The following is a 19256-nucleotide window of genomic DNA, read 5'->3' on the forward strand; positions in this document are numbered from 1 at the left end:
CCGCGGCGGCCCGCGCTGCATGAGCATGCCCTTCTGGCGCGAGGACCTCTAAGTCTTTCCGTTTCCGGTGCGGTCTCCCTACAACCGCACCGGTTTCGCCCGTCAAACGGGCGACACTAATACTTACGTAATTCATTTCTTCGAAAGGAAACGAACCATGGGTGTTAACCTCTCCGGCCGTAGCTTCCTCAAGCTCCTCGACCTCACCACCGAGGAGATCGAGTACCTGCTCAAGCTCTCCAAGAACTTCAAGGATATGAAGCGCGCTGGCGTTCCGCACCGCTATCTCGAGGGCAAGAACATCGTTCTGCTCTTCCAGAAGACCTCCACTCGTACCCGCTGCGCCTTCGAGGTCGGCGGCATGGATCTGGGCATGGGCGTCACCTACCTCGATCCGGGTTCGTCGCAGATGGGCAAGAAGGAGTCCATCGAGGATACCGCCCGTGTTCTCGGCCGCATGTATGATGGCATCGAGTTCCGTGGCTTTGCCCAGGACGACGTCGAGGAGCTCGCTGCTAAGTCCGGCGTGCCCGTGTGGAACGGCCTGACCACTGAGTGGCATCCCACCCAGATGCTCGCCGACATCCTGACCGTCCAGGAGAACTTCAACTACGACATCAAGGGCAAGACCCTCGTCTTCATGGGTGACTGCAAGAACAACGTTGCTCGCTCTCTCATGGTCGTTTGCTCCAAGCTCGGCATGAACTTCGTGGCCTGCGGCCCCGAGGAGTGCATGCCCGCTGACGACGTCATCGAGGCCTGCAAGCCCATCGCCGAGGCCAACGGCTGCACCATCAAGCTGACCACCGACGTCAAGGACGGCGTCACCGGTGCCGACGTTATCTACACCGACGTGTGGGTCTCCATGGGCGAGCCTGACGAGGTCTGGGCCGAGCGCATCGCTCAGCTCACCCCGTATCGTGTCACCTCCGAGGTCATGGCTATGGCCAACCCGGGTGCCATCTTCCTGCACTGCCTGCCCAGCTTCCACGACACCAACACCACCATTGGCGCCGAGAAGTGCGAGCAGTTCGGCATCACCGAGCAGGAGGTCACCGACGAGGTCTTCGAGAGCCCCGCTTCCAAGGTCTTCGACGAGGCCGAGAACCGCATGCACACCATCAAGGCTGTCATGTACGCCACGCTCAAGTAAGAGCATCTAGCATCTCGCTCGGGGTGCATTCCTGCGCACCCCGAGCGCTTTTGTCTGGTAAAAATCTCGCACCGAGCGACATGCACGGCACGGAAGAGCCGCTTCGGGCGAGATCAGTAAATGATTTATGAAGGGGGGATGAGAACTATGACTGAGACCGCTAAGAAAAAGCGCGGTATGCCTTCATCGTTCACCATTCTTCTTGCTCTGCTGGCAATCGTCGCGGTTGTTACCGTTATCGTCTCCGGTACGTCCGGTGGCGCGGTTACCGCTGCCCGCCTGAGCGATTTCTGCACCGCCCCGGTCAAGGGCTTCGCTGACGCTCTGCCCGTCTGCCTCTTCGTTATGATCCTCGGCGGCTTCCTCGGCATGATGACCGAGACCGGCGCCCTGGACAACGGCATTGCTGTTCTGGTGCAGAAGCTTAAGGGCAATGAGATCATGCTCATTCCCGTGCTGATGTTCATCTTCTCCCTCGGTGGTACCACCTATGGTATGTGCGAGGAGACCGTTCCCTTCTACGCCCTGCTCGCCGCCACCATGATGGCTGCTGGCTTCGACCCTATGGTCGGTGCTGCCACCGTCCTGCTCGGCGCTGGCTGCGGCTGCCTGGGCTCCACGGTTAACCCGTTCGCCGTCGGCGCTGCCGTCGACGCTCTGACCGGCGTTGGCATTGAGGTCAACCAGTCCATCATCATCGGCCTCGGTGCCGTCCTGTGGATTGTTACCACTGTTATGTCCATCCTCTTCGTCATGAGCTATGCCAAGAAGGTCAAGGCTGACAAGGGTTCCACCATCCTTTCGATGCAGGAGCTCAAGGACGCCGAAGAGGCTCACGGCAAGGCTGCTTCCGAGGTTCACAAGGAGGTCAAGCTCACCGGTCGTCAGAAGGGTGTTCTGATCGCCTTTGCCTTCACCTTCGTCGTCATGATCGTCGGCTTCATCCCGCTGGCCGACCTCAACGAGGGCGTCGCCAACTTCTTCGATGCTGGCGCTGTCTATGACGCCGACGGTAACGCCATCGTTCAGGGCTGGTCTGCCCTGATCACCGGCCTGCCCATTGGCCAGTGGTACTTCGACGAGGCTTCCACCTGGTTCTTCCTCATGGCTGTCCTGATCGGTATCATCGGTGGCCTGTCCGAGAAGCAGATCGTCAACACCTTCATCACCGGCGCTGCCGACATGATGTCCGTTGTCCTCGTCATCGCTCTCGCCCGTGGTATCTCCGTCCTCATGGCTAGCACCGGCCTCGACGTCTACGTCCTCGACGCTGCCGCCAATGCTCTGGCTGGCCTGTCCGGCGTGATCTTCGCTCCCATGAGCTTCCTGGTCTACTTCGGCCTGTCCTTCCTGATCCCCTCGACCTCCGGTATGGCTACTGTCTCCATGCCCATCATGGGACCGCTGGCTGTTAAGCTCGGCTTCTCGCCCGAGGTCATGGTCATGATCTTCTCCGCCGCCATCGGCGTCGTGAACCTGTTCACCCCGACCTCTGGTGCCATCATGGGCGGTCTCGCTCTGGCTAAGATCGAGTGGACGACCTGGCTCAAGTTTGCTCTCAAGCTCATCGTCGCTCTCTCCGTCGCCTGCGCCATCATTCTGACCGTCGCCTGCGTGATGCTCTAAGTACCCAACGGGTACCCCACGGAAACCTTGACGATCCTGCAAAGGATCACCTGGTCATCGTCTTTCCGGTGGGGTCAACCCACCGGTAGACTCCTACCTTTAGCCCCCTCCCGTTCCGTGCGCGGGAGGGGGCGCTCTTGTGTTCCGGCGTTTTACCAAACGCCGGAACCACTCGACGCTGCAAGCCCGCCAGAGCGGCAATCTGACGTTCAATCGTCGGGCATGGCCAAAAGGCCTATGCCCTCCTCTTTCACGTCACCTTGCTCGCTCTGGTGGGCTTTCGCTGACTTATGCTCACCCTGCGGCGCTGCCATTGTTGGCGCAGGGGGCGGCTTGCTCGCTCTGGTGCCTGTTCGCTGTCCGTTCTCTGCCCGCGACGTTTCTGCTGTTGGTGCAAAGGGGTCAGGTTACTTTGCGCCAAAAGGGGAAGTTGCGGTGGAATAGTTCCCGTTTGGCCGTCTTGAGGGGTTAAACAGGAGCTATTTCACCGCAACTTATCGATGGCGTGTTTGGTTGGTGCCTGTTGATGGCCTGGGCATCGGGGAGGGCAGGCTCCGTTATAATCGCCTAAGACATTAAATGGAAACGGGACGGGAGCCATATATGCGCCAGGGTTTCGACAACGCGAAGTATATCGAGCTGCAGGCTGCTCACATTAAGGAGCGCATCTCGCAGTTTGGTGGCAAGCTCTATTTGGAGTTTGGCGGTAAGCTGTTCGATGACTATCATGCGAGCCGCGTGCTGCCGGGTTTTGAACCGGACAGCAAGTTCCGCATGCTCAAGAGCATCGCCGACGATGTTGAGGTTATCATCGCGATTAACGCGAACCACATCGAGAAAAACAAGGCTCGTGGTGACCTTGGCATTACCTATGACGAGGATGTGCTGCGCCTGGTTGACCTGTTCCGCGGCAACGGCTTTGCCGTCGCGGCTGTGGTCATCACCCAGTACGCCGGCCAGCCTGCTGCCGATGTGTTCCGCAACCGCCTGAACGCGCTCGGTATTCCCGCCAAGCTGCACTATCCCATCGAGGGGTATCCGCACGATGTCGATCTGATCGTGTCCGACGATGGCTACGGCAAGAACGAGTTTGTCGAGACCACTCGTCCGCTCGTCGTCGTGACGGCGCCCGGCCCCGGCTCGGGCAAGCTCGCCACTTGCCTCTCGCAGCTGTATCACGAGCATAAGCACGGTACCGCCGCCGGCTATGCCAAGTTTGAGACCTTCCCGGTCTGGAATCTTCCTCTGACGCATCCGGTCAATATTGCCTACGAGGCCGCCACGGCTGACCTCGACGACGCCAATATCATCGATTCGTTCCACCTTGAGGCCTACAACAAGACCACGGTCAACTACAACCGCGACGTCGAGGCCTTCCCGGTAGTCCGTGCCCTGATGGAAAAGATCCTGGGCAAGAGCCCCTACCAGAGCCCTACGGATATGGGCGTCAATATGGTCGGCTTTGCCATCACCGATGACGATGCCTGCCGCGACGCTTCCAAGATGGAGATCGTCCGCCGCTACTTTACCGCGGTCGAAAATGTGCGCCGTACCGGCGTGGGCGATGAGCAAGTCGACCGTCTCAAGATTATTATGAAGAAAGCCGGCATCGATAAGAACTACTCACCGGCACGCTCGGCGGCCCTCACCAGGGAGCAGCTGACGGGTGGTCCCGTGGGTGCCATGGTCATGCCCGATGGCTCCGTGGTGACCGGTAAGACCTCCACGCGCCTGGGCGCCGCAAGTTCGCTCATTATGAACGCCCTCAAGCATGTCTCGGGCGTCGACCTTGAGCTCGAGGTCATTAGCGATGAGGCGATCGAGCCCATCAGCAAGCTCAAGACGCATTTCCTGGGCAGCAAAAACCCGCGCCTCCACACCGACGAGACGCTTATGGCGCTGTCGATCACCTCGGCCACGAGTGAGACGGCCGCTCGCGTCCTTTCGGGCCTGGAGCAGTTGCGCGGTTGCGATGCCTTCTTTAGCGTGATTATCTCGCCGACGGACGAGACGGTACTGCGCAAACTGGGTATCAACGTGTGCTGCGAGCCCAAGTTTGAGCGCCGCGGTTTCTTCCATCGCTAAGTTTGAAGCACCGCGGTAATTGCATTGCATTTTGGCCGTATCGGGTTAGCGCCCGGTACGGCTTTTTGATCAATAAAGCGCCTATTTCGGCGAAAAATAGCCGTTTACCTGCCTAGAAACAATTTGAGCGGTATAAAATAACCGTAACTGTTTCATCCTTAGCGGGATGCCGCATGATGGATATTACCTGCCATCGTGAGGTGTGTCGGTCGCGCACGGTGCGTTAGATGCTCGTGCTCGGTTTGAGGAGGCTGCTATGGCGGGCAAGGGTCGTGCGAGTGTTAACGATATGAAGCGTGTCGAGGTACTGGTGTTGATGGAGATCGCCCAGCAAACCGAAGACAATGGCGGGCCGTATGGTTTCTCGCGCAAAACGCTTGCCGAGCGCGTGGGGGTTTCGCCGTATCGTGCCCGCGCCGCAATCGATCGCTTGGATTCCGAAGGCATGATTGATGTCGTCTCGCGTTATAGCGACGACGGCGGTCAGCTTGCAAATGGCATTTGCCTCACCGAACGTGGCGAGTGGTATCTTGAGGGCGTCCGTACCGGCATGCTCGTTCAGGAAATGCTTGAGGACGAGGTTGCTGATCGATAGCAGCATGTAACCCTTGCCATAGCGACGCCGCCTGGGAAACCGGGCGGCGTTTTGTTTCAAGATTGAGAAATGCAATCGCACGCGAGAAAAATTGCGAACGGTCCGCGGCGCGAGTATTACAATGAAGACCCGTAAGATGTGGATAAACAACTTCTACGGGAAGCGCAGGTAACTCAATATGACCAAGCATGTGTTCGTAACCGGCGGCGTGGTTTCGTCCCTGGGCAAGGGTATCACCGCGGCCTCGCTGGGCCGTCTGCTCAAGTCGCGTGGCTACAAAGTAACGATGCAGAAGGCCGACCCGTATCTGAACGTCGACCCCGGTACCATGAGCCCGTTCCAGCATGGTGAGGTCTTCGTTACCGAGGATGGTTACGAGTCCGACCTGGACTTGGGTCATTACGAGCGCTTTATTGATGAGAACCTGACCCGCGATTCCAACTTTACGACCGGTGCCATCTACAAAAGCCTAATCGCCCGTGAGCGTCGCGGCGACTTTTTGGGCGGTACCGTGCAGGTGATTCCCCACGTCACCAATGCCATTAAGGACAAGTTTCGCCGCATCGAGGAGCAGACCGGCTCCGATGTAGTCATCACCGAGCTGGGCGGCACGATCGGCGACATCGAGTCCCAACCGTTTGTCGAGGCCATCCGTCAGTACCGCAAGGAGGCCGGCCCCGAGAACGTCTGCTACATCCACGTGTCGCTCGTTCCCTATATCGCCGCCGCCCACGAGGTCAAGACCAAGCCCACGCAGCATTCCGTCAAGGAGCTCCGCAGCTTTGGCATCCAGCCCGATATTATCGTGCTGCGCTCCGACCACCATATCGATGACGCTATCCGCGGAAAGATCGCAAGCTTCTGCGACGTCGACACCGATTGCGTCTTTACCAACGAGGACTGCGCGAGCATTTACGATGTTCCGCAGCTGCTTGCCGAGCAGGACTTTGACCTGCGCATTTGCGAGCGCCTGGGTCTGGATCCGCGTGAGCGCGACATGAGCGAGTGGAACGAGTTCCTGCGCAAACAGAATCACGCCAACCATCACGCCGACAAGGTGAAGATTGCCGTCGTTGGTAAGTACACGCAGCTGCCCGATGCGTACCTGTCGGTTATCGAGGCCCTGCACCATGCGGGCGTCTTCTACGATCGCCATGTGGACGTCCAGCTAGTCGACGGCGAGAGCCTCGATGAGCAGAATGTCTCCGAGGTTCTAGGCGACGCCTCGGGCATCCTGGTCCCCGGCGGCTTTGGCAAGCGCGCCCTGGAGGGCAAGATCCTCGCGGCCGAGTTTGCCCGTGAGCACAAGATTCCGTATCTGGGCATTTGCCTGGGTATGCAAGTGGCCGTGTGTGAGTTCGCCCGCAATGTCGTCGGCCTTGCCGGCGCCAGCTCCTCTGAGTTCGATCCGGATGGTCCGTATAGCGTCATCGACCTGATGAGCTCGCAGGAGGACGTGACTGAGAAGGGCGGCACCATGCGTCTGGGTGCCTATCCGTGCAAGCTTGCTGCCGATACCCTTGCTCGCGAGGCATATGGCGAGGAACTCGTCTACGAGCGTCACCGTCACCGCTTTGAGTTCAACAACGCCTTCCGCGACCAGCTCGAGGACGCCGGTTTGGTTATCTCGGGTCTGTCGCCTGACGAGCGCCTGGTCGAGATGGTCGAGCTGCCGCGCGACGTGCATCCGTGGTATGTGGCAACCCAGGCTCATCCCGAGTTCAAGAGCCGCCCGACCAACCCGCAGCCGCTGTTCCGCGAGTTCGTGCGTGCTTCGATTGGCCAGCACGAGGGTGTCGACCGTCTGCAGGTGACGCCCATGAACCTCGCTACGGACTAAGGGTGCCGGCGAATAAGGAACATACCGAAGCTACTCCCTCGTCGCTCGCCGTGGCGGCGGGGGAGTATCTCGATTACCTCGCGGTCGAGCGGGGCTTGGCGCGCAACACGATTGTGGCCTATCGTCGTGACCTGACGACGTACTGCGCCTATCTGGAGCGGGCGGGTATTGTGTCTTTTGAAGAGGTGACCCGTCAGGTCGTGGAGGGCTTTGTCGCCGATCGCCGCGGCGGAGGCTATTCCGACGCCTCGGTGGAGCGCGCGCTTGCTGCCGTGAAGGGCCTGCATGCCTTTTTGGTGCGCGATGGGGCCGTGGCCCAAAACCCGACGGCGGCGTTGCGCCTGCTTAAAAAGGCTGAGCGTTTGCCGGAGTATCTATCGGTGGAGGATGTCTCGGCGCTGCTCGATCAAGACTTTCCCGAGGGCGAGATGGGACTGCGCGACCATGCCATCTTGGAAGTGCTCTACGGATGCGGTTTGCGTGTGAGTGAGCTGGTTGGGCTCGATGTGGGCGATATCCATATTGACGATGGCTTTGTACTCGTTCGCGGTAAGGGCTCAAAGGAACGCCTGTCCCCACTGGTGGGAAGCGCGGCGCGAGCTCTGACGCTCTATGTAACTGAGGGACGTTCTCGCTTGGCGGCCCATGCCCGCGGAACCGAGACCTCGGCGGTCTTTTTAAATAAGAACGGACGTCGCCTGTCGCGCCAGGCCGTGCATGCGATATGCGAGCGGTATGGGCGCCAGGTGGGGCTGGTGGGGCTCCATCCCCATACCTTGCGCCACTCCTTTGCCACCCACATGCTCGCGGGCGGTGCCGACCTGCGTGTGCTGCAGGAGATTTTGGGCCATGCCGATATTTCGACCACGCAGGTCTACACGCATGTCGACCGCACGCAACTGACCGAGGTCTATCTGGCGGCGCATCCGCTGGCACATTGCTAGCACCTCGCTGACCTGCATATTTATACATATTAAGGGGGACGGGCCCCAGATTGTCGCGACGCACTTTTGCGCGCATGAGCAATCTGGGGCCCGTCTCATTTTTCGCCAGACACCGACGCGGTGGTGGGCCATGTGCGCCGTGGGTGGGGGAGTTTGGGGGCGATGTGAACGGCGTGTAAAGGGACGTAAAAATCGCCTCAAGGTCAACTTGAAGGTTGAGGTTCGCGGGCGTGGTTCTACAGGTGGCATCCCGCCTTTGCTGCAAACACAACATATTGTGTTTTCGAACATATGCTCGGGGGTGTTTTACAGCATATTGGGTGTGGAATGATGGGGCGGGGTGGGGGAAGGGGTGGGGAAAGGTGTTGAAAAATGGGGCGGTTCCCCATATTATTGATGACGTCGACAGGCGGGGTGGTTCCCCGCGTACGTGCCATCTGAGTAACCGAGGGGAGGGCGCACATGGGAATGACGGGTGCATACGAGCGCAATCTCGATGCAAAAGGTCGTCTGTCCCTGCCTGCACCCCTTCGTGAGGAGCTTGGAGAGCACGTTCGCGTGTTTAAAGCCCTGGATGTCGATGCTCTGTACGTGTTCTCTGCCGAGGCCTTCGATAAGTGGGTCGAAGGACTCTTCGCGGGTCGTGAGGGCCACGAGGGTTTTAACCCGCGTGACATCAACGACCAGAAGCTCATGAGGGCGATCAACAAGCGCACCACGTCGATGGATGTGGACAGCGCGGGTCGTATCGGTCTTTCTGAGTCTCTCCGCAAGCAGGCGAACCTCGACCGCGAGGTCACGGTTGTGGGCAACTACGACCACCTTGAGGTTTGGGACCGCGCTACGGCCGATGAGGACGATGACGATGAGGCCCTGCTGGACCTCTTCTTCTCGTAAGGGCAAGGCACGGGTAACGGATGGAGCGTGGGATCTTGACACAAGAATATCGGCATGAACCTGTCATGCTCGGCGAAGTACTTGAATCGCTGCGGCTAAAGAGCGGCTCCGTTGTCTGCGATTGCACCCTTGGCGGTGCCGGCCATTCGGTAAAGATGGCCGCGCAGGTGGGGGAGACGGGCCTTTTGCTCGGCGTCGATCAGGACGACATGGCCCTCGAGGCCGCTGGCGCCCGTCTGGACCGCGAGGTTCCCGGCGTTCCGCACCAGCTGCTGAAGGGCAACTTCGGCGACTTGGACGAGCTGCTTTGCTCGGCCGAGGTGCCCGGGGTCGATGGCTTCCTGTTCGATTTGGGCGTTTCGTCACCGCAACTCGATATCCCTGGCAGGGGCTTTTCGTATAACGAGGACGCCCCATTGGACATGCGGATGGATCCGGGTAATAACACCTTAAACGCAGCTGAGGTCATCAACACCTATAACGAACACGACCTCGCCCGGATTCTACGCGTCTACGGCGAAGAGAAGTTCGCCTCGCAGATCGCGCGCGAGATCGTGCGCCGCCGCGAGCAAGAACCGATCGAAACCACCGGTCAGTTTGTCGAGATCATCAAGGCTGGTATCCCCGCTGCCGCTCGTCGGCATGGCGGACACCCAGCCAAGAAAAGTTTCCAGGCCATTCGCATCGAGGTCAATCACGAACTCGATGTGCTCGAGCGAGGGCTAGACGCCGCCACAAGGTGGCTCAACCCGGGCGGACGCATCTGCGTCATCTCGTATCACTCGCTCGAGGACCGTATCGTAAAGAACCACTTTAAGGAGATGAGCCAGGGGTGCACGTGTCCGCCGGAGATTCCGGTGTGCGTGTGCGGCAACGTGCCGATACTCAAGGTCATCACCCGCAAACCCCTGGTTGCCCAACCCGATGAGGTTGCGCGCAACCCTCGGGCGAGATCAGCCAAGATCCGCGTGGCGCAGCGTCTGTAGACGCGACCGCGCGATATTGGACCTCCCGCTCGCACCATAAACGAAGCTTAAACACACTACCAACGTACTCGGGATGGGAGGCGGCATATCATGGGCTACAACACTTCAAACGCAGCACTCGCCTATGATATGAGCGCCATGCCCGCCTATCGTGAGACACCGCAGGCCCCCGTTGCTCCCCGCGAGCAGCGCACGCCGCGCTTTGATGTCTACACGGGCGCGGGCCGTCAGGCAAACCAGGCGGTAAGCCCGGTTTTCATGAGCGTTCTTAAAACGTTTTGCATCATTGCGGCCATCTTCATGACGATCGGCGTCGCCCGCGTGGCGCTCGCCGGCGTTACGGCCCAGGTGCTCAACAGCAACGCCGAGCTTACCAACACGCTCGAAAAGGCGACCGATGAGAGCTCCGACCTGGAGGTCATGCATTCGGTCTATGGCGCCGACACGCGCATTCGCGACCTTGCGGGCGCTTACGGCATGGTGGAGCCCAGCGAGAGCGTTACACTTGACTTTTCGCAGGATGCAGCCGCGGGCGCCAACGCGACCGCGACCGCTCAGTAGCAAGACGGTAGCTGAGTATGACAAATGACTATCGCCGCGGTTCCGATGGGGGCCGCGGTTCTGGACGTCCCTCGTCGCGGGGGCGTTCTGGTTATCAAGGAACGGGTCGGCAATCTTACAACGCCGGGCAGTCCCGTGGCAACGACCCGGCGTCGCGACTTTGCGGCTCGGGCGGCCCCCAAGTGCATAACACCAGGTCGCGCAAGAGTTCGTCGACCGAATGGCTCACAGGCACGCCTCTGCCTCGCCGCAAAGCCGTCATGGGCTTCATTGGGCTTGGCTTGGGCTTGGGCGTCTTTCGCCTTGCCGACTATCAAATTGTCGAAGCCGATAAACTGCGCGAGCGTGCCGATGCGCGCCGCCTGCTTGCGCAGACCCTCTATGCCAAACGCGGTACCATCTACGACCGCAACGGTAACGTGCTGGCGTCGTCGGTCGAATGTCGCAACATCGCCGTGAACCCGCAGCTTGTCGAGGATGTTGACAAGACGGTGTCGGCGCTGGTCAAGGCAACTGGAATCGATAAAAAGACCTGCCGCAAGCTCGTTGAGTCCGATGGAACCTGGGTGTATATCAAGCGCCAGGTGGACGAAGACGATGCTGCGGCGCTGGAGAAGAAGAACCTGCCCGGCGTGCTTTTTGAGCAGGCTATGAAGCGCGTATATCCATACGGCAATCTGGCATCGCAGGTGCTGGGTGTAGTGAATGTAGACAACGACGGCTTGACGGGTCTCGAAAAGCAATACAACAAGCTTCTGACCGGTACGAACGGTTCTCTCGTACGCGAACGCGCGAGGGACGGCAGCTATATCGCGGGCGGTGCCTATAAAAAGGTGGCTGCGGTCGACGGCGTTGATATCGTGACGACGCTCGACGTCAATATCCAGCGTGCGGCCGAGGATGCCCTGGCAGAGGCTGTCGAGAAGACTAAGGCCAAGAACGGCTCGGCTTTGGTCACCGACCCCACGACCGGTGAAATTCTCGCTGCTTGCTCGTACCCGACTTACGACCAGACCGATCTGGAAAACGCCAAGACCGAGGATATGAACCTGCGCCTGGTCACCGACGCCTACGAGCCCGGCTCGGCCTTTAAGACGCTCGTGGCGGGCGCCGGCTTCGACTTGGGTGTCGTGCGGTCGAGTACGTCGTTTGAGGTGCCGGCGAGCATCAAGGTGGGCGACGATACCGTCACCGATGCCGACAAGCGCGACTATGCCATGACCATGGATGTGCGCGAGATGATGCGCCGTTCGTCCAACGTAGGCTTTGTCCTGGTGGGGCGCAAGATCGGTGCCGACGACTTTGCCGCCTATGTGGACAAGTGGGGCATCGGTCACAGCTCTGGTGTCGATTTTCCGGGCGAGAGCCTGGGCATCGTCAAGGAGCGTGACCAGTATGACGGCGCCACGCTGGGCTCGATGAGCTTTGGACAGGCGCTGTCTGTCTCGCCGATTGAGATCGCACGTGCCGTGGGCGGCATCGCCAACGGCGGCGTGATGATGACCCCGCACTTCTATAAGTCCAGCAAAGGTGACGAGAAGGACTGGGGCGAAGGCGAGCGCGCGATTTCGGAGGATGCCGCATCCCAGGTGACATCGTGCATGCAGACGGTCGTGTCGGAGGGAACGGGCGTTGGCGGCGCGGTTGACGGCTATGACGTGGCGGGTAAGACCGGTACGGCCGAACGTGCCGACGAGAACGGCGGCTACCTCAAGGAGAACTACATGTCGTCCTTTATGGGCTTTGCACCGGCACAATCGCCCAAGGTGCTGTGCTATATCACGCTCGACGGAACGCCGAGCGGCTCAGATGCCGCTGCGGTTCCGTTCCAGTTCATTATGGCCAACGCGCTCGACGTGCTGGGTATCCCGCACACGAAGTAGGGGGTTACAATCTTTGGGGCGTGGTTTGTTGTCCCATATGAGGGGTGTTCACATGCCCTGCACCACGCATACGCGGCGCTGGGATACAATACGCCGATAGCATTATTAGGTTTACAGGGGAGCTGCAATGATAGAGATCGCCGTCAACAACCTCGCGGCCGCAACAGGGGCCCGAACCGTGACGGGAGAAGCCGATCGGGTATGCCGCGGGTGCGTTATCGACTCGCGCCAGGTCGAGGAAGGGACGATTTTCGTCGCCTTTCCCGGTGAAAACGTCGACGGCAATGATTTTGCTTCCCGTGCCGTCCAGTCGGGTGCCGGCGCCGTCGTGATGACGCGTGAGCCCGAGGCCGAGCTGGTCTCGCTGGCGCAGGACAAGGGCTGTGCCATCTTGCTGACCGATGATCCCGAGGAGTTTCTGCTGCGTTTGGCGCATGCGTATCGCCTGGAGCTTGGCTGCCTGGTCGTTGGCATTACCGGTTCCATCGGCAAGACGACGACCAAGGACGTGCTCGCCGCTGTGCTCGCCAAGCGCTATCGTGTCTGGGCCACCAAGGGCAATTTCAATAACCTGATCGGCATGCCGCTCACGGTGCTTTCCGCTCCGGCCGATACCGAGGTCCTGGTGCTCGAGATGGGCATGAACCATTTCCACGAGATCGAGCGCCTGTCTCAGTCTGCCAATCCCAACCTTGCCATCGTGAGCAAGATCGGCACCTCTCATATCGGCATTTTGGGCAGCCGCGAGAACATCGCCCGCGCTAAGGCCGAGATCGTTCAGGGCATGTGCGCCGCTGGCGACTATTTGCCGCTGCTGGTTTTGGGCGGTGAGGACGACTTTACGCCGTTCATTCGCGACACGTTCGCCCAACCTGCTGGTATCGACGTGATGCTGGCCGGCGTCTCGGACGATGATGAGGTCCGTGCCCGCGACGTTCGCGTTGATGACGAAGGCCGTCCGGTCTTTACGCTCGATTTTGGCCAGGGCGAGACGATCGATACCATGCTTGCCATCCCCGGCGTGCAGTCCGTTCCTAATGCCGTTAAGGCCGCCGCGGTTGCCTATCGCCTGGGCGTGACGCCCGAGCAGATCGATGCTGCCTTTAGGGGTCTCACGATCACCGGACACCGCCAGGAGATCAAGCGCGCCAAGAGCGGTGCACGCGTCATCGATGACTCCTATAACGCCAGTGCCGAATCCATGGCTGCTGGCCTCGATCTGCTGTGCTCGCTTTCGTGCACGGGGTCTCGCATGGCGATCCTGGGCGAGATGGGCGAGATGGGCGATGAGGCTCCTCGCATGCATGAGCTCGTGGGCGCCTATGCCGCCGCCAAGAAGCTCGACATGCTGGCGTGCGTGGGTGGTGAGCTGGCCCAGCTTATGGCCGATGCCGCACGCATGATGGGCATGGACGAGGACCGCATCCAGGTGTTCTCCGATTATCAGCAGGTGCTCGACCGCATGGGCGGCGCGCTTGAAAAACATGATGTTGTACTGGTCAAGGGTTCCCGCTTTGTTGAGCTCGACCGCTTTGTGGAAGGTGTGTGCTAGCCCATGTTCGGCAATCCCTCGTATCCAACGTATCAGGCTTTTTTGGGGCTTGGCATCGCCGCAGCCATTGCGCTGCTGCTCATGCCGTGGTGGATCAAGCTGCTCAAGGTCGAGGGTATCGGCCAGCAGGTTCGTGCCGACGGCCCCAAGCGTCATTTGGTTAAGCAGGGAACGCCCACCATGGGTGGCGTTGTCATCCTCGTCGCGATCTCGCTGACCTGCCTGCTGATGGGCAAGCTCACCACCGAGCTCGTACTCGTACTGCTCGCCACGCTGGCGACCGGCGTGCTGGGCCTGATCGACGACCTGACCTCCGTTACGCATGGGCGCTCGCTCGGTCTGACGCCTCATGCCAAGATGATCGGCCTAACCATTATCTGTGTCACCTTTACGGTACTTGCCGTCAACTGGTGCGGCGTCGCCCCCGAGATTCGTTTTCCCGGTGGGTTGACGATCGACCTTGGCGTGCTTTCGACCACCATCTGCGGCTATTCGTTCCCGTGGCTCTATATTGTCTTTTGCTGGCTGATGATTGCCGGTCTTTCTAATGCCGTGAACCTGACCGATGGCCTTGACGGTCTTGCTGGCGGCACCTCCATGATCGCCATGCTCGCCATGGCTGCCATGGCGTTTTTGCACGGAGACGTGAACCTGTCCATCTTCTGTACCGCGTGTGCCGGTGCCTGCTTGGGCTTTCTGTGGTTCAACTGCTATCCGGCGAGCATCTTTATGGGCGATACCGGCTCGCTTGCTCTGGGCGCCGCGTTTGCCTGCACGTCCATCATGACCAACACCGAGGTCGTCTCCCTCATCATCGGCGGCCTGTTTATCGTTGAGACCCTGTCGGTCATGATTCAGGTTGTCTACTTCCATTTTACGCACAAGCGCGTCTTCCTTATGGCACCCATCCATCATCATTTCGAAAAGAAGGGCTGGGCCGAGACCAAGGTCGTCATCCGTTTTTGGATTATCGCTGCGGCCTTTGGTGCCGTTGGCCTTGCTCTGTTCTTCCAGTTGGGATAGTGGTCTTTCATGCCTCTTGCTGATGTCTTTAGCCTGCTCGTTTTGGGTCAGGGCAAATCCGGTCTCGATGTCGCCCGCTGGGCGCTGGCACATCCCGAGCGCGTAAGCGCCGTTACCGTGTATGGCGGCGGCACCTCTGAGCCCAATGACGCCACGCGTGCGCTCGAGGCTGCTGGTGCGTCGTTTGTCTATGGGACCGAACAGGTCGAGGGCGCCTATGACGTATGCGTGACGTGCCCGGGCATCTCGGAGTTCTCGGGCTTCTTTAAGGCCGGGCGCGAACATGCCGCTCAGATTATGGGTGAGCCAGAGTTTGCCTATCGCCTGTCGCCCGATAACTGGATTGCCATCACGGGCACCAACGGTAAGACGACCACCACGTCGCTGACTGATTATCTGCTCAAGGCTGCCGGCGAGGCCAGCGTAGCTGTCGGCAACATCGGCGAGCCGCCTATCAACGAGATTGACGGCCGAGCCCACAACGAGTGGTTTGTGGCTGAGCTCTCGAGCTATCAGATTGCTACGACCACCGAGCTCCACCCTCGCGTGGCGGTGCTGCTCAACATCACTCCCGACCACTTGGGCTGGCATAAGAGCCATAAGAACTATGCGCTTGCCAAGATCAAACTGTTTGACAATATGGTCGATGACGATCTGGTGGTCGTCGACGTCGAAGACGCCGGCATTCACGAGTTCGATGAGTACATCTACACGCCGGGTCGTCGCATCTGCAAGGTTGCCTTTGACGAGCCAGAGGGTGAGGATGTCGCCTTTGTGCGCGATGGCAAAATGATCGTGCGCCTGAAGGGCGTCGAGACCCCGCTCATCGCTACATCCGAGCTCAAGATCTCGGGCCATCACAATGTTATCAATGCCCTGTGCGCTGCCACGGCTGTCCTGGCCGTCGGTGCCAATCCCGAGGGCATTTGCCGCGGTCTGGCCTCGTTCCAGCCGCTCGAGCATCGCGTGGAGCCGTGCGGCGAGATTGACGGTGTGCGCTACGTCAACGATTCCAAGGCGACCAACACCGACGCGGTCGAGAAGGCACTGACGGCATTTCCCGATGACGACGTGATCTTGCTGCTCGGCGGCCACGATAAGGGCACGCCGCTCACGGACTTCGCGCGCGTTGTTATGGATAACGTGCGCTCGGTCGTCTGCTTTGGCGATGCGCGCGAGCGCTTCACCGCCGCTATGGACGAGGCCGATGTCGATGGCGATGTGGATATCGCCCAGGCGGATGACCTACGCGATGCCGTGGACGTTGCCCGTTCGCTGTCGAGCCGTGGCGACGTGATCTTACTTTCTCCTGCCTGCTCTTCGTTCGATGAGTTCTCGGGCTATGAGGAGCGCGGCCGCGTGTTTAAGGACTATGTGGCCCAGCTTGCCGCTGCAGCGAAATCGCAAATGGAATAGGGGTTGCCGGTGAGAGAGGAGAGCCCCCGACAAGGTATGAGGAGGCCCGACTCGGACCGTGCTTCCTCGCGGCGTAGCACACCGCGTTCCGGTCGCGGCGGGCGGTCGTTTAGCGAACGCTATATTGCCGGCGTTCCCGCCCGCATCATGCGCCCCCGTCTGATATTCATGGCCTGTCTGTTTATCTTGGTGTGTTTTGGCCTGCTGATGGTGTACTCGGCGTCTTCGGTCGAGGCGCTGCACGAGAATGGCTCAGCGACGTTTTTTCTGGGTCGACAGGCTGCGTTTGCCGTGGTCGGTGTTCTGGCGCTGATTGCCATCGTGCGCGTTTTGCCGGACAGCTGGTTTGGGGAGGATGTGCTCAGGATCTTCCTCATAGGCATGATAGGGCTACTGTTTCTGGTGTTCTTGGTGGGCAGCGGCAGCCGTGGCGCCACGCGCTGGCTCAACATCGCCGGCATTCAGTTCCAGCCTTCCGAGTTTTTAAAGCCATTTGCCATTGCGTATTCGGCCATCATGCTCGATCGCTTCTTTTCGCCCGGTGGCAACATCAACGAATTCCTTCGCAAGATGGGCATCTACCTGGGCATTTCGCTCTTTCTGATCTTTATCCAGCCCGATTTCGGTACCGTCCTGATCATCCTGTTGACCCTCATGTGCATGGCGTTGTTTGCGGGTCTCGACCCCAGATTTATCATCGGCGTGCTAATCTTCGGCATTCTCGTGATCGTGATTGCGCTTGTCGCAGAGCCATACCGTATGGTGCGTATTCAGGTTGCCTTGAACCCTTGGGCCGACGAGTATGGTGACGGCTATCAGGCCACGCTTGCCATCATGGCCTTTGCCTCGGGCGGTCTGTTCGGCCGTGGCATCGGCAACTCAACCATGAAGTACTCGTATCTGCCCGAGGCGCACAATGACTACATCCTGGCCATCATTGGCGAGGAAGTCGGTTTTGTCGGAACCGTCCTGTTCTTCTTGGTGTTTGCGATGCTGATCTACTCGGCGTTTCGCATTGCCGAGCAGGCGACCGATCGTCGGGGCGCGCTCATGGCGTCTGGCTCTGCGGTCATTCTCGCGGTGCAGTTTTTGATCAATGCGCTGGGCATCCTCAACGTGTTTCCCATGACGGGCAAACCGTTGCCGTTTATTAGCTATGGCGGTTCGTCGATTATTGTGTCGCTTATGCTTGCCGGTCTGATCCTACGCGTTTCGTACGAGAGCGCCCGTCGCGATGAGTACGACCGTCGCCGCGAGAGCTTTGCCGTTATGGATGAGAGTACCGCCGGCGTGCCCCACGTGCGCGGCGAGCGGTCTTCGCGTAACGGCTTTACCGTTCTGGATGGCTCTGCGACCGAGCCGGCAGCCCGTCCGCGTCAGCGAACGGCGCCGCAAGGTCGTCCGCAGCGCCCAACTCCTCGCAATGCGGGCGGCGGATATAATCGAATCGATTTGAACTCGGACCCGTCGGCGCGTTTGCGCACCGACGACCAGGGACCGCGTGTACGAAGGGACTACCATGACCGATAAGATGACCGTTGCTATTGCAGCCGGCGGCACGGCAGGGCATATCAACCCCGCGCTCGCCTTGGCCGAAGAGCTGCGTGACCGTGGCCACCACGTTGTGTTCGTGGGCCAGTCGCGCAAGCTCGAGGGTCGTCTGGTCCCCGAGGCTGGGTTTGATTTTGTGCCCATTACGGTTACGGGCTTCGACCGCTCCCGTCCTTGGACGGCGCTGACCTCGCTGTGGCGTGTCAACAAGGCCAAGCGTGCGCTCGCCAGTCATTTCTCAAAGGTCGGCAAGCCTGATGCCGCCATCGGTTTTGGTGCCTATGTCGAGGTTCCGCTGCTGGGGTGGTGCAAGGGCGCAGGCGTTCCGTATCTGCTGCATGAGCAGAACTCTGTTCCGGGCCTGGCCAACAAGATGATGAACTCCCACGCCGCTCGCGTGTGCATCTCGGTGCCGGCAGCGCGCTCGGTCTTTGAGCGCGAAGGTGACCCTGACCACGTGCTCATGACCGGCAACCCCGTACGTCGCTCGGTGATCGAGGGCGATCGCGCTCGCGGCCGCAAGGCACTTGGCGTTCCCGAGGACGCTACGCTGCTGCTCGTCTTTGGCGGTTCACTTGGCGCCCAGCACCTCAACGAGCGCGCGGTTTCGCTCAAAAACGAGCTGCTTTCGCGCAAGAACCTCTATGTGTTGCATTCGACGGGTGCCGACGGCTTTGAGGAGACCGAGCGCGCTTTGGCGCTGACGCCCGAGGAGGCGAAGCGTTACCGCGTCCAGCCTTACATCGACAACATGGGCGATATGCTGGCTGCTGCCGATTTGGTGCTCTCGCGTTCGGGTGCATCGAGCGTGGCCGAGATCGCTGCGCTCGCCGTGCCCTCGATACTCGTGCCGTATCCGCATGCGACGGCCGACCACCAAACCACCAATGCCCGTTATCTGGTCGACGCCGGGGCCGGCGTGCTCTGTGCCGATGCCGATATCGACGGTTCTGCCTTTGCCGATGAGCTGCTGCACCTGGTCGATGACGCGGCAGAGCGCGACGTCATGCGTCAGGCGGCGCGTGGTCTGGCTCAGGATAGGGCCGCCGCTCTTCTGGCCGATGCGGTAGAGGGTTTGCGTTAGTTAGACGGGATATCGTCGGTCGCCCTCGCGCTGATGCAGTAGGTGCGGTACAGTTAACGG

General features: G+C 60.0%; 15 protein-coding genes. All 15 read left to right on the forward strand.

The genetic code is table 11. The features are described from left to right. The first annotated feature begins 157 nt into the window (after nt 1-157). The 15 genes from argF to murG all read left to right on the forward strand — a co-directional run bounded on the left by argF (nt 158) and on the right by murG (nt 19196). Complete coding sequence (argF, locus tag DWV32_RS01565; protein WP_006234279.1) at nt 158-1153, forward strand: ornithine carbamoyltransferase; 996 nt, start codon at nt 158-160, stop codon at nt 1151-1153. A 138-nt stretch (nt 1154-1291) separates the two neighbouring features. Beyond that, nucleotides 1292-2779 carry a YfcC family protein gene (locus DWV32_RS01570; protein WP_370448191.1) on the forward strand — a complete coding sequence of 496 codons (1488 nt, stop codon included), beginning with the start codon at nt 1292-1294 and terminating at the stop codon, nt 2777-2779. 603 nt (nt 2780-3382) lie between these two features. Next, nucleotides 3383-4864 carry a DUF1846 domain-containing protein gene (locus DWV32_RS01575; RefSeq protein WP_006234276.1) on the forward strand — a complete coding sequence of 494 codons (1482 nt, stop codon included), beginning with the start codon at nt 3383-3385 and terminating at the stop codon, nt 4862-4864. Between the two features lie 256 nt (nt 4865-5120). Continuing rightward, nucleotides 5121-5459, forward strand: coding sequence for a hypothetical protein (locus DWV32_RS01580; protein ID WP_117655154.1), 339 nt, complete (start codon nt 5121-5123; stop codon nt 5457-5459). A 178-nt stretch (nt 5460-5637) separates the two neighbouring features. Beyond that, on the forward strand, nt 5638-7299 hold the full coding sequence (locus DWV32_RS01585; RefSeq protein ID WP_006234274.1) for a CTP synthase: 1662 nt from the start codon (nt 5638-5640) through the stop codon (nt 7297-7299). Nucleotides 7300-7301: 2 nt separating this feature from the next. Then, nucleotides 7302-8243 (forward strand): site-specific tyrosine recombinase, encoded by a 942-nt coding sequence (locus DWV32_RS01590; protein ID WP_187361802.1) that lies wholly within the window; start codon nt 7302-7304, stop codon nt 8241-8243. 462 nt (nt 8244-8705) lie between these two features. After that, the gene (locus DWV32_RS01595) at nt 8706-9140 is read left to right on the forward strand and encodes a division/cell wall cluster transcriptional repressor MraZ (RefSeq protein WP_035137949.1); all 435 of its coding nucleotides are present in this window, start codon (nt 8706-8708) and stop codon (nt 9138-9140) included. A 20-nt stretch (nt 9141-9160) separates the two neighbouring features. Continuing rightward, nucleotides 9161-10126, forward strand: a complete 966-nt coding sequence (rsmH, locus tag DWV32_RS01600; protein WP_117756997.1) for a 16S rRNA (cytosine(1402)-N(4))-methyltransferase RsmH — start codon at nt 9161-9163, stop codon at nt 10124-10126. Nucleotides 10127-10216: 90 nt separating this feature from the next. Continuing rightward, a complete protein-coding gene (locus DWV32_RS01605) occupies nt 10217-10687 on the forward strand; it encodes a hypothetical protein (protein WP_117756998.1) in 471 nt (156 codons plus the stop codon). A gap of 182 nt (nt 10688-10869) precedes the next feature. After that, nucleotides 10870-12570 carry a penicillin-binding protein 2 gene (locus DWV32_RS01610; RefSeq protein WP_316242580.1) on the forward strand — a complete coding sequence of 567 codons (1701 nt, stop codon included), beginning with the start codon at nt 10870-10872 and terminating at the stop codon, nt 12568-12570. 127 nt (nt 12571-12697) lie between these two features. Continuing rightward, on the forward strand, nt 12698-14122 hold the full coding sequence (murF, locus tag DWV32_RS01615; protein WP_117757000.1) for a UDP-N-acetylmuramoyl-tripeptide--D-alanyl-D-alanine ligase: 1425 nt from the start codon (nt 12698-12700) through the stop codon (nt 14120-14122). A gap of 3 nt (nt 14123-14125) precedes the next feature. After that, a complete protein-coding gene (mraY, locus tag DWV32_RS01620) occupies nt 14126-15145 on the forward strand; it encodes a phospho-N-acetylmuramoyl-pentapeptide-transferase (protein ID WP_089571579.1) in 1020 nt (339 codons plus the stop codon). Between the two features lie 9 nt (nt 15146-15154). After that, on the forward strand, nt 15155-16561 hold the full coding sequence (murD, locus tag DWV32_RS01625) for a UDP-N-acetylmuramoyl-L-alanine--D-glutamate ligase (protein ID WP_117757001.1): 1407 nt from the start codon (nt 15155-15157) through the stop codon (nt 16559-16561). A gap of 36 nt (nt 16562-16597) precedes the next feature. Beyond that, entirely contained in the window at nt 16598-18091 is a 1494-nt protein-coding gene (gene ftsW, locus DWV32_RS01630; protein WP_117640325.1) for a putative lipid II flippase FtsW, read from the forward strand. Continuing rightward, nucleotides 18081-19196, forward strand: a complete 1116-nt coding sequence (murG, locus tag DWV32_RS01635; protein WP_117757002.1) for an undecaprenyldiphospho-muramoylpentapeptide beta-N-acetylglucosaminyltransferase — start codon at nt 18081-18083, stop codon at nt 19194-19196. The genes ftsW and murG overlap by 11 nt, the downstream gene beginning before the upstream one ends. Nucleotides 19197-19256: the final 60 nt, after the last annotated feature.

It is taken from the genome of Collinsella sp. AF04-24, from assembly GCF_003465685.1.
GTDB lineage: Bacteria > Actinomycetota > Coriobacteriia > Coriobacteriales > Coriobacteriaceae > Collinsella > Collinsella aerofaciens_AP.

Excerpts from the sequence above, each read along its gene's own strand:
- DWV32_RS01570 (WP_370448191.1), top strand. The coding sequence starts at position 1,292 with ATGAGAACTATGACTGAGACCGCTAAGAAAAAGCGCGGTATGCCTTCA.
- murG (WP_117757002.1), top strand. The coding sequence starts at position 18,081 with ATGACCGATAAGATGACCGTTGCTATTGCAGCCGGCGGCACGGCAGGG.
- DWV32_RS01575 (WP_006234276.1), top strand. The coding sequence starts at position 3,383 with ATGCGCCAGGGTTTCGACAACGCGAAGTATATCGAGCTGCAGGCTGCT.
- ftsW (WP_117640325.1), top strand. The coding sequence starts at position 16,598 with ATGAGGAGGCCCGACTCGGACCGTGCTTCCTCGCGGCGTAGCACACCG.
- DWV32_RS01605 (WP_117756998.1), top strand. The coding sequence starts at position 10,217 with ATGGGCTACAACACTTCAAACGCAGCACTCGCCTATGATATGAGCGCC.
- murD (WP_117757001.1), top strand. The coding sequence starts at position 15,155 with ATGCCTCTTGCTGATGTCTTTAGCCTGCTCGTTTTGGGTCAGGGCAAA.
- DWV32_RS01580 (WP_117655154.1), top strand. The coding sequence starts at position 5,121 with ATGGCGGGCAAGGGTCGTGCGAGTGTTAACGATATGAAGCGTGTCGAG.
- murF (WP_117757000.1), top strand. The coding sequence starts at position 12,698 with ATGATAGAGATCGCCGTCAACAACCTCGCGGCCGCAACAGGGGCCCGA.
- mraY (WP_089571579.1), top strand. The coding sequence starts at position 14,126 with ATGTTCGGCAATCCCTCGTATCCAACGTATCAGGCTTTTTTGGGGCTT.
- rsmH (WP_117756997.1), top strand. The coding sequence starts at position 9,161 with ATGGAGCGTGGGATCTTGACACAAGAATATCGGCATGAACCTGTCATG.
- DWV32_RS01595 (WP_035137949.1), top strand. The coding sequence starts at position 8,706 with ATGGGAATGACGGGTGCATACGAGCGCAATCTCGATGCAAAAGGTCGT.
- DWV32_RS01585 (WP_006234274.1), top strand. The coding sequence starts at position 5,638 with ATGACCAAGCATGTGTTCGTAACCGGCGGCGTGGTTTCGTCCCTGGGC.
- argF (WP_006234279.1), top strand. The coding sequence starts at position 158 with ATGGGTGTTAACCTCTCCGGCCGTAGCTTCCTCAAGCTCCTCGACCTC.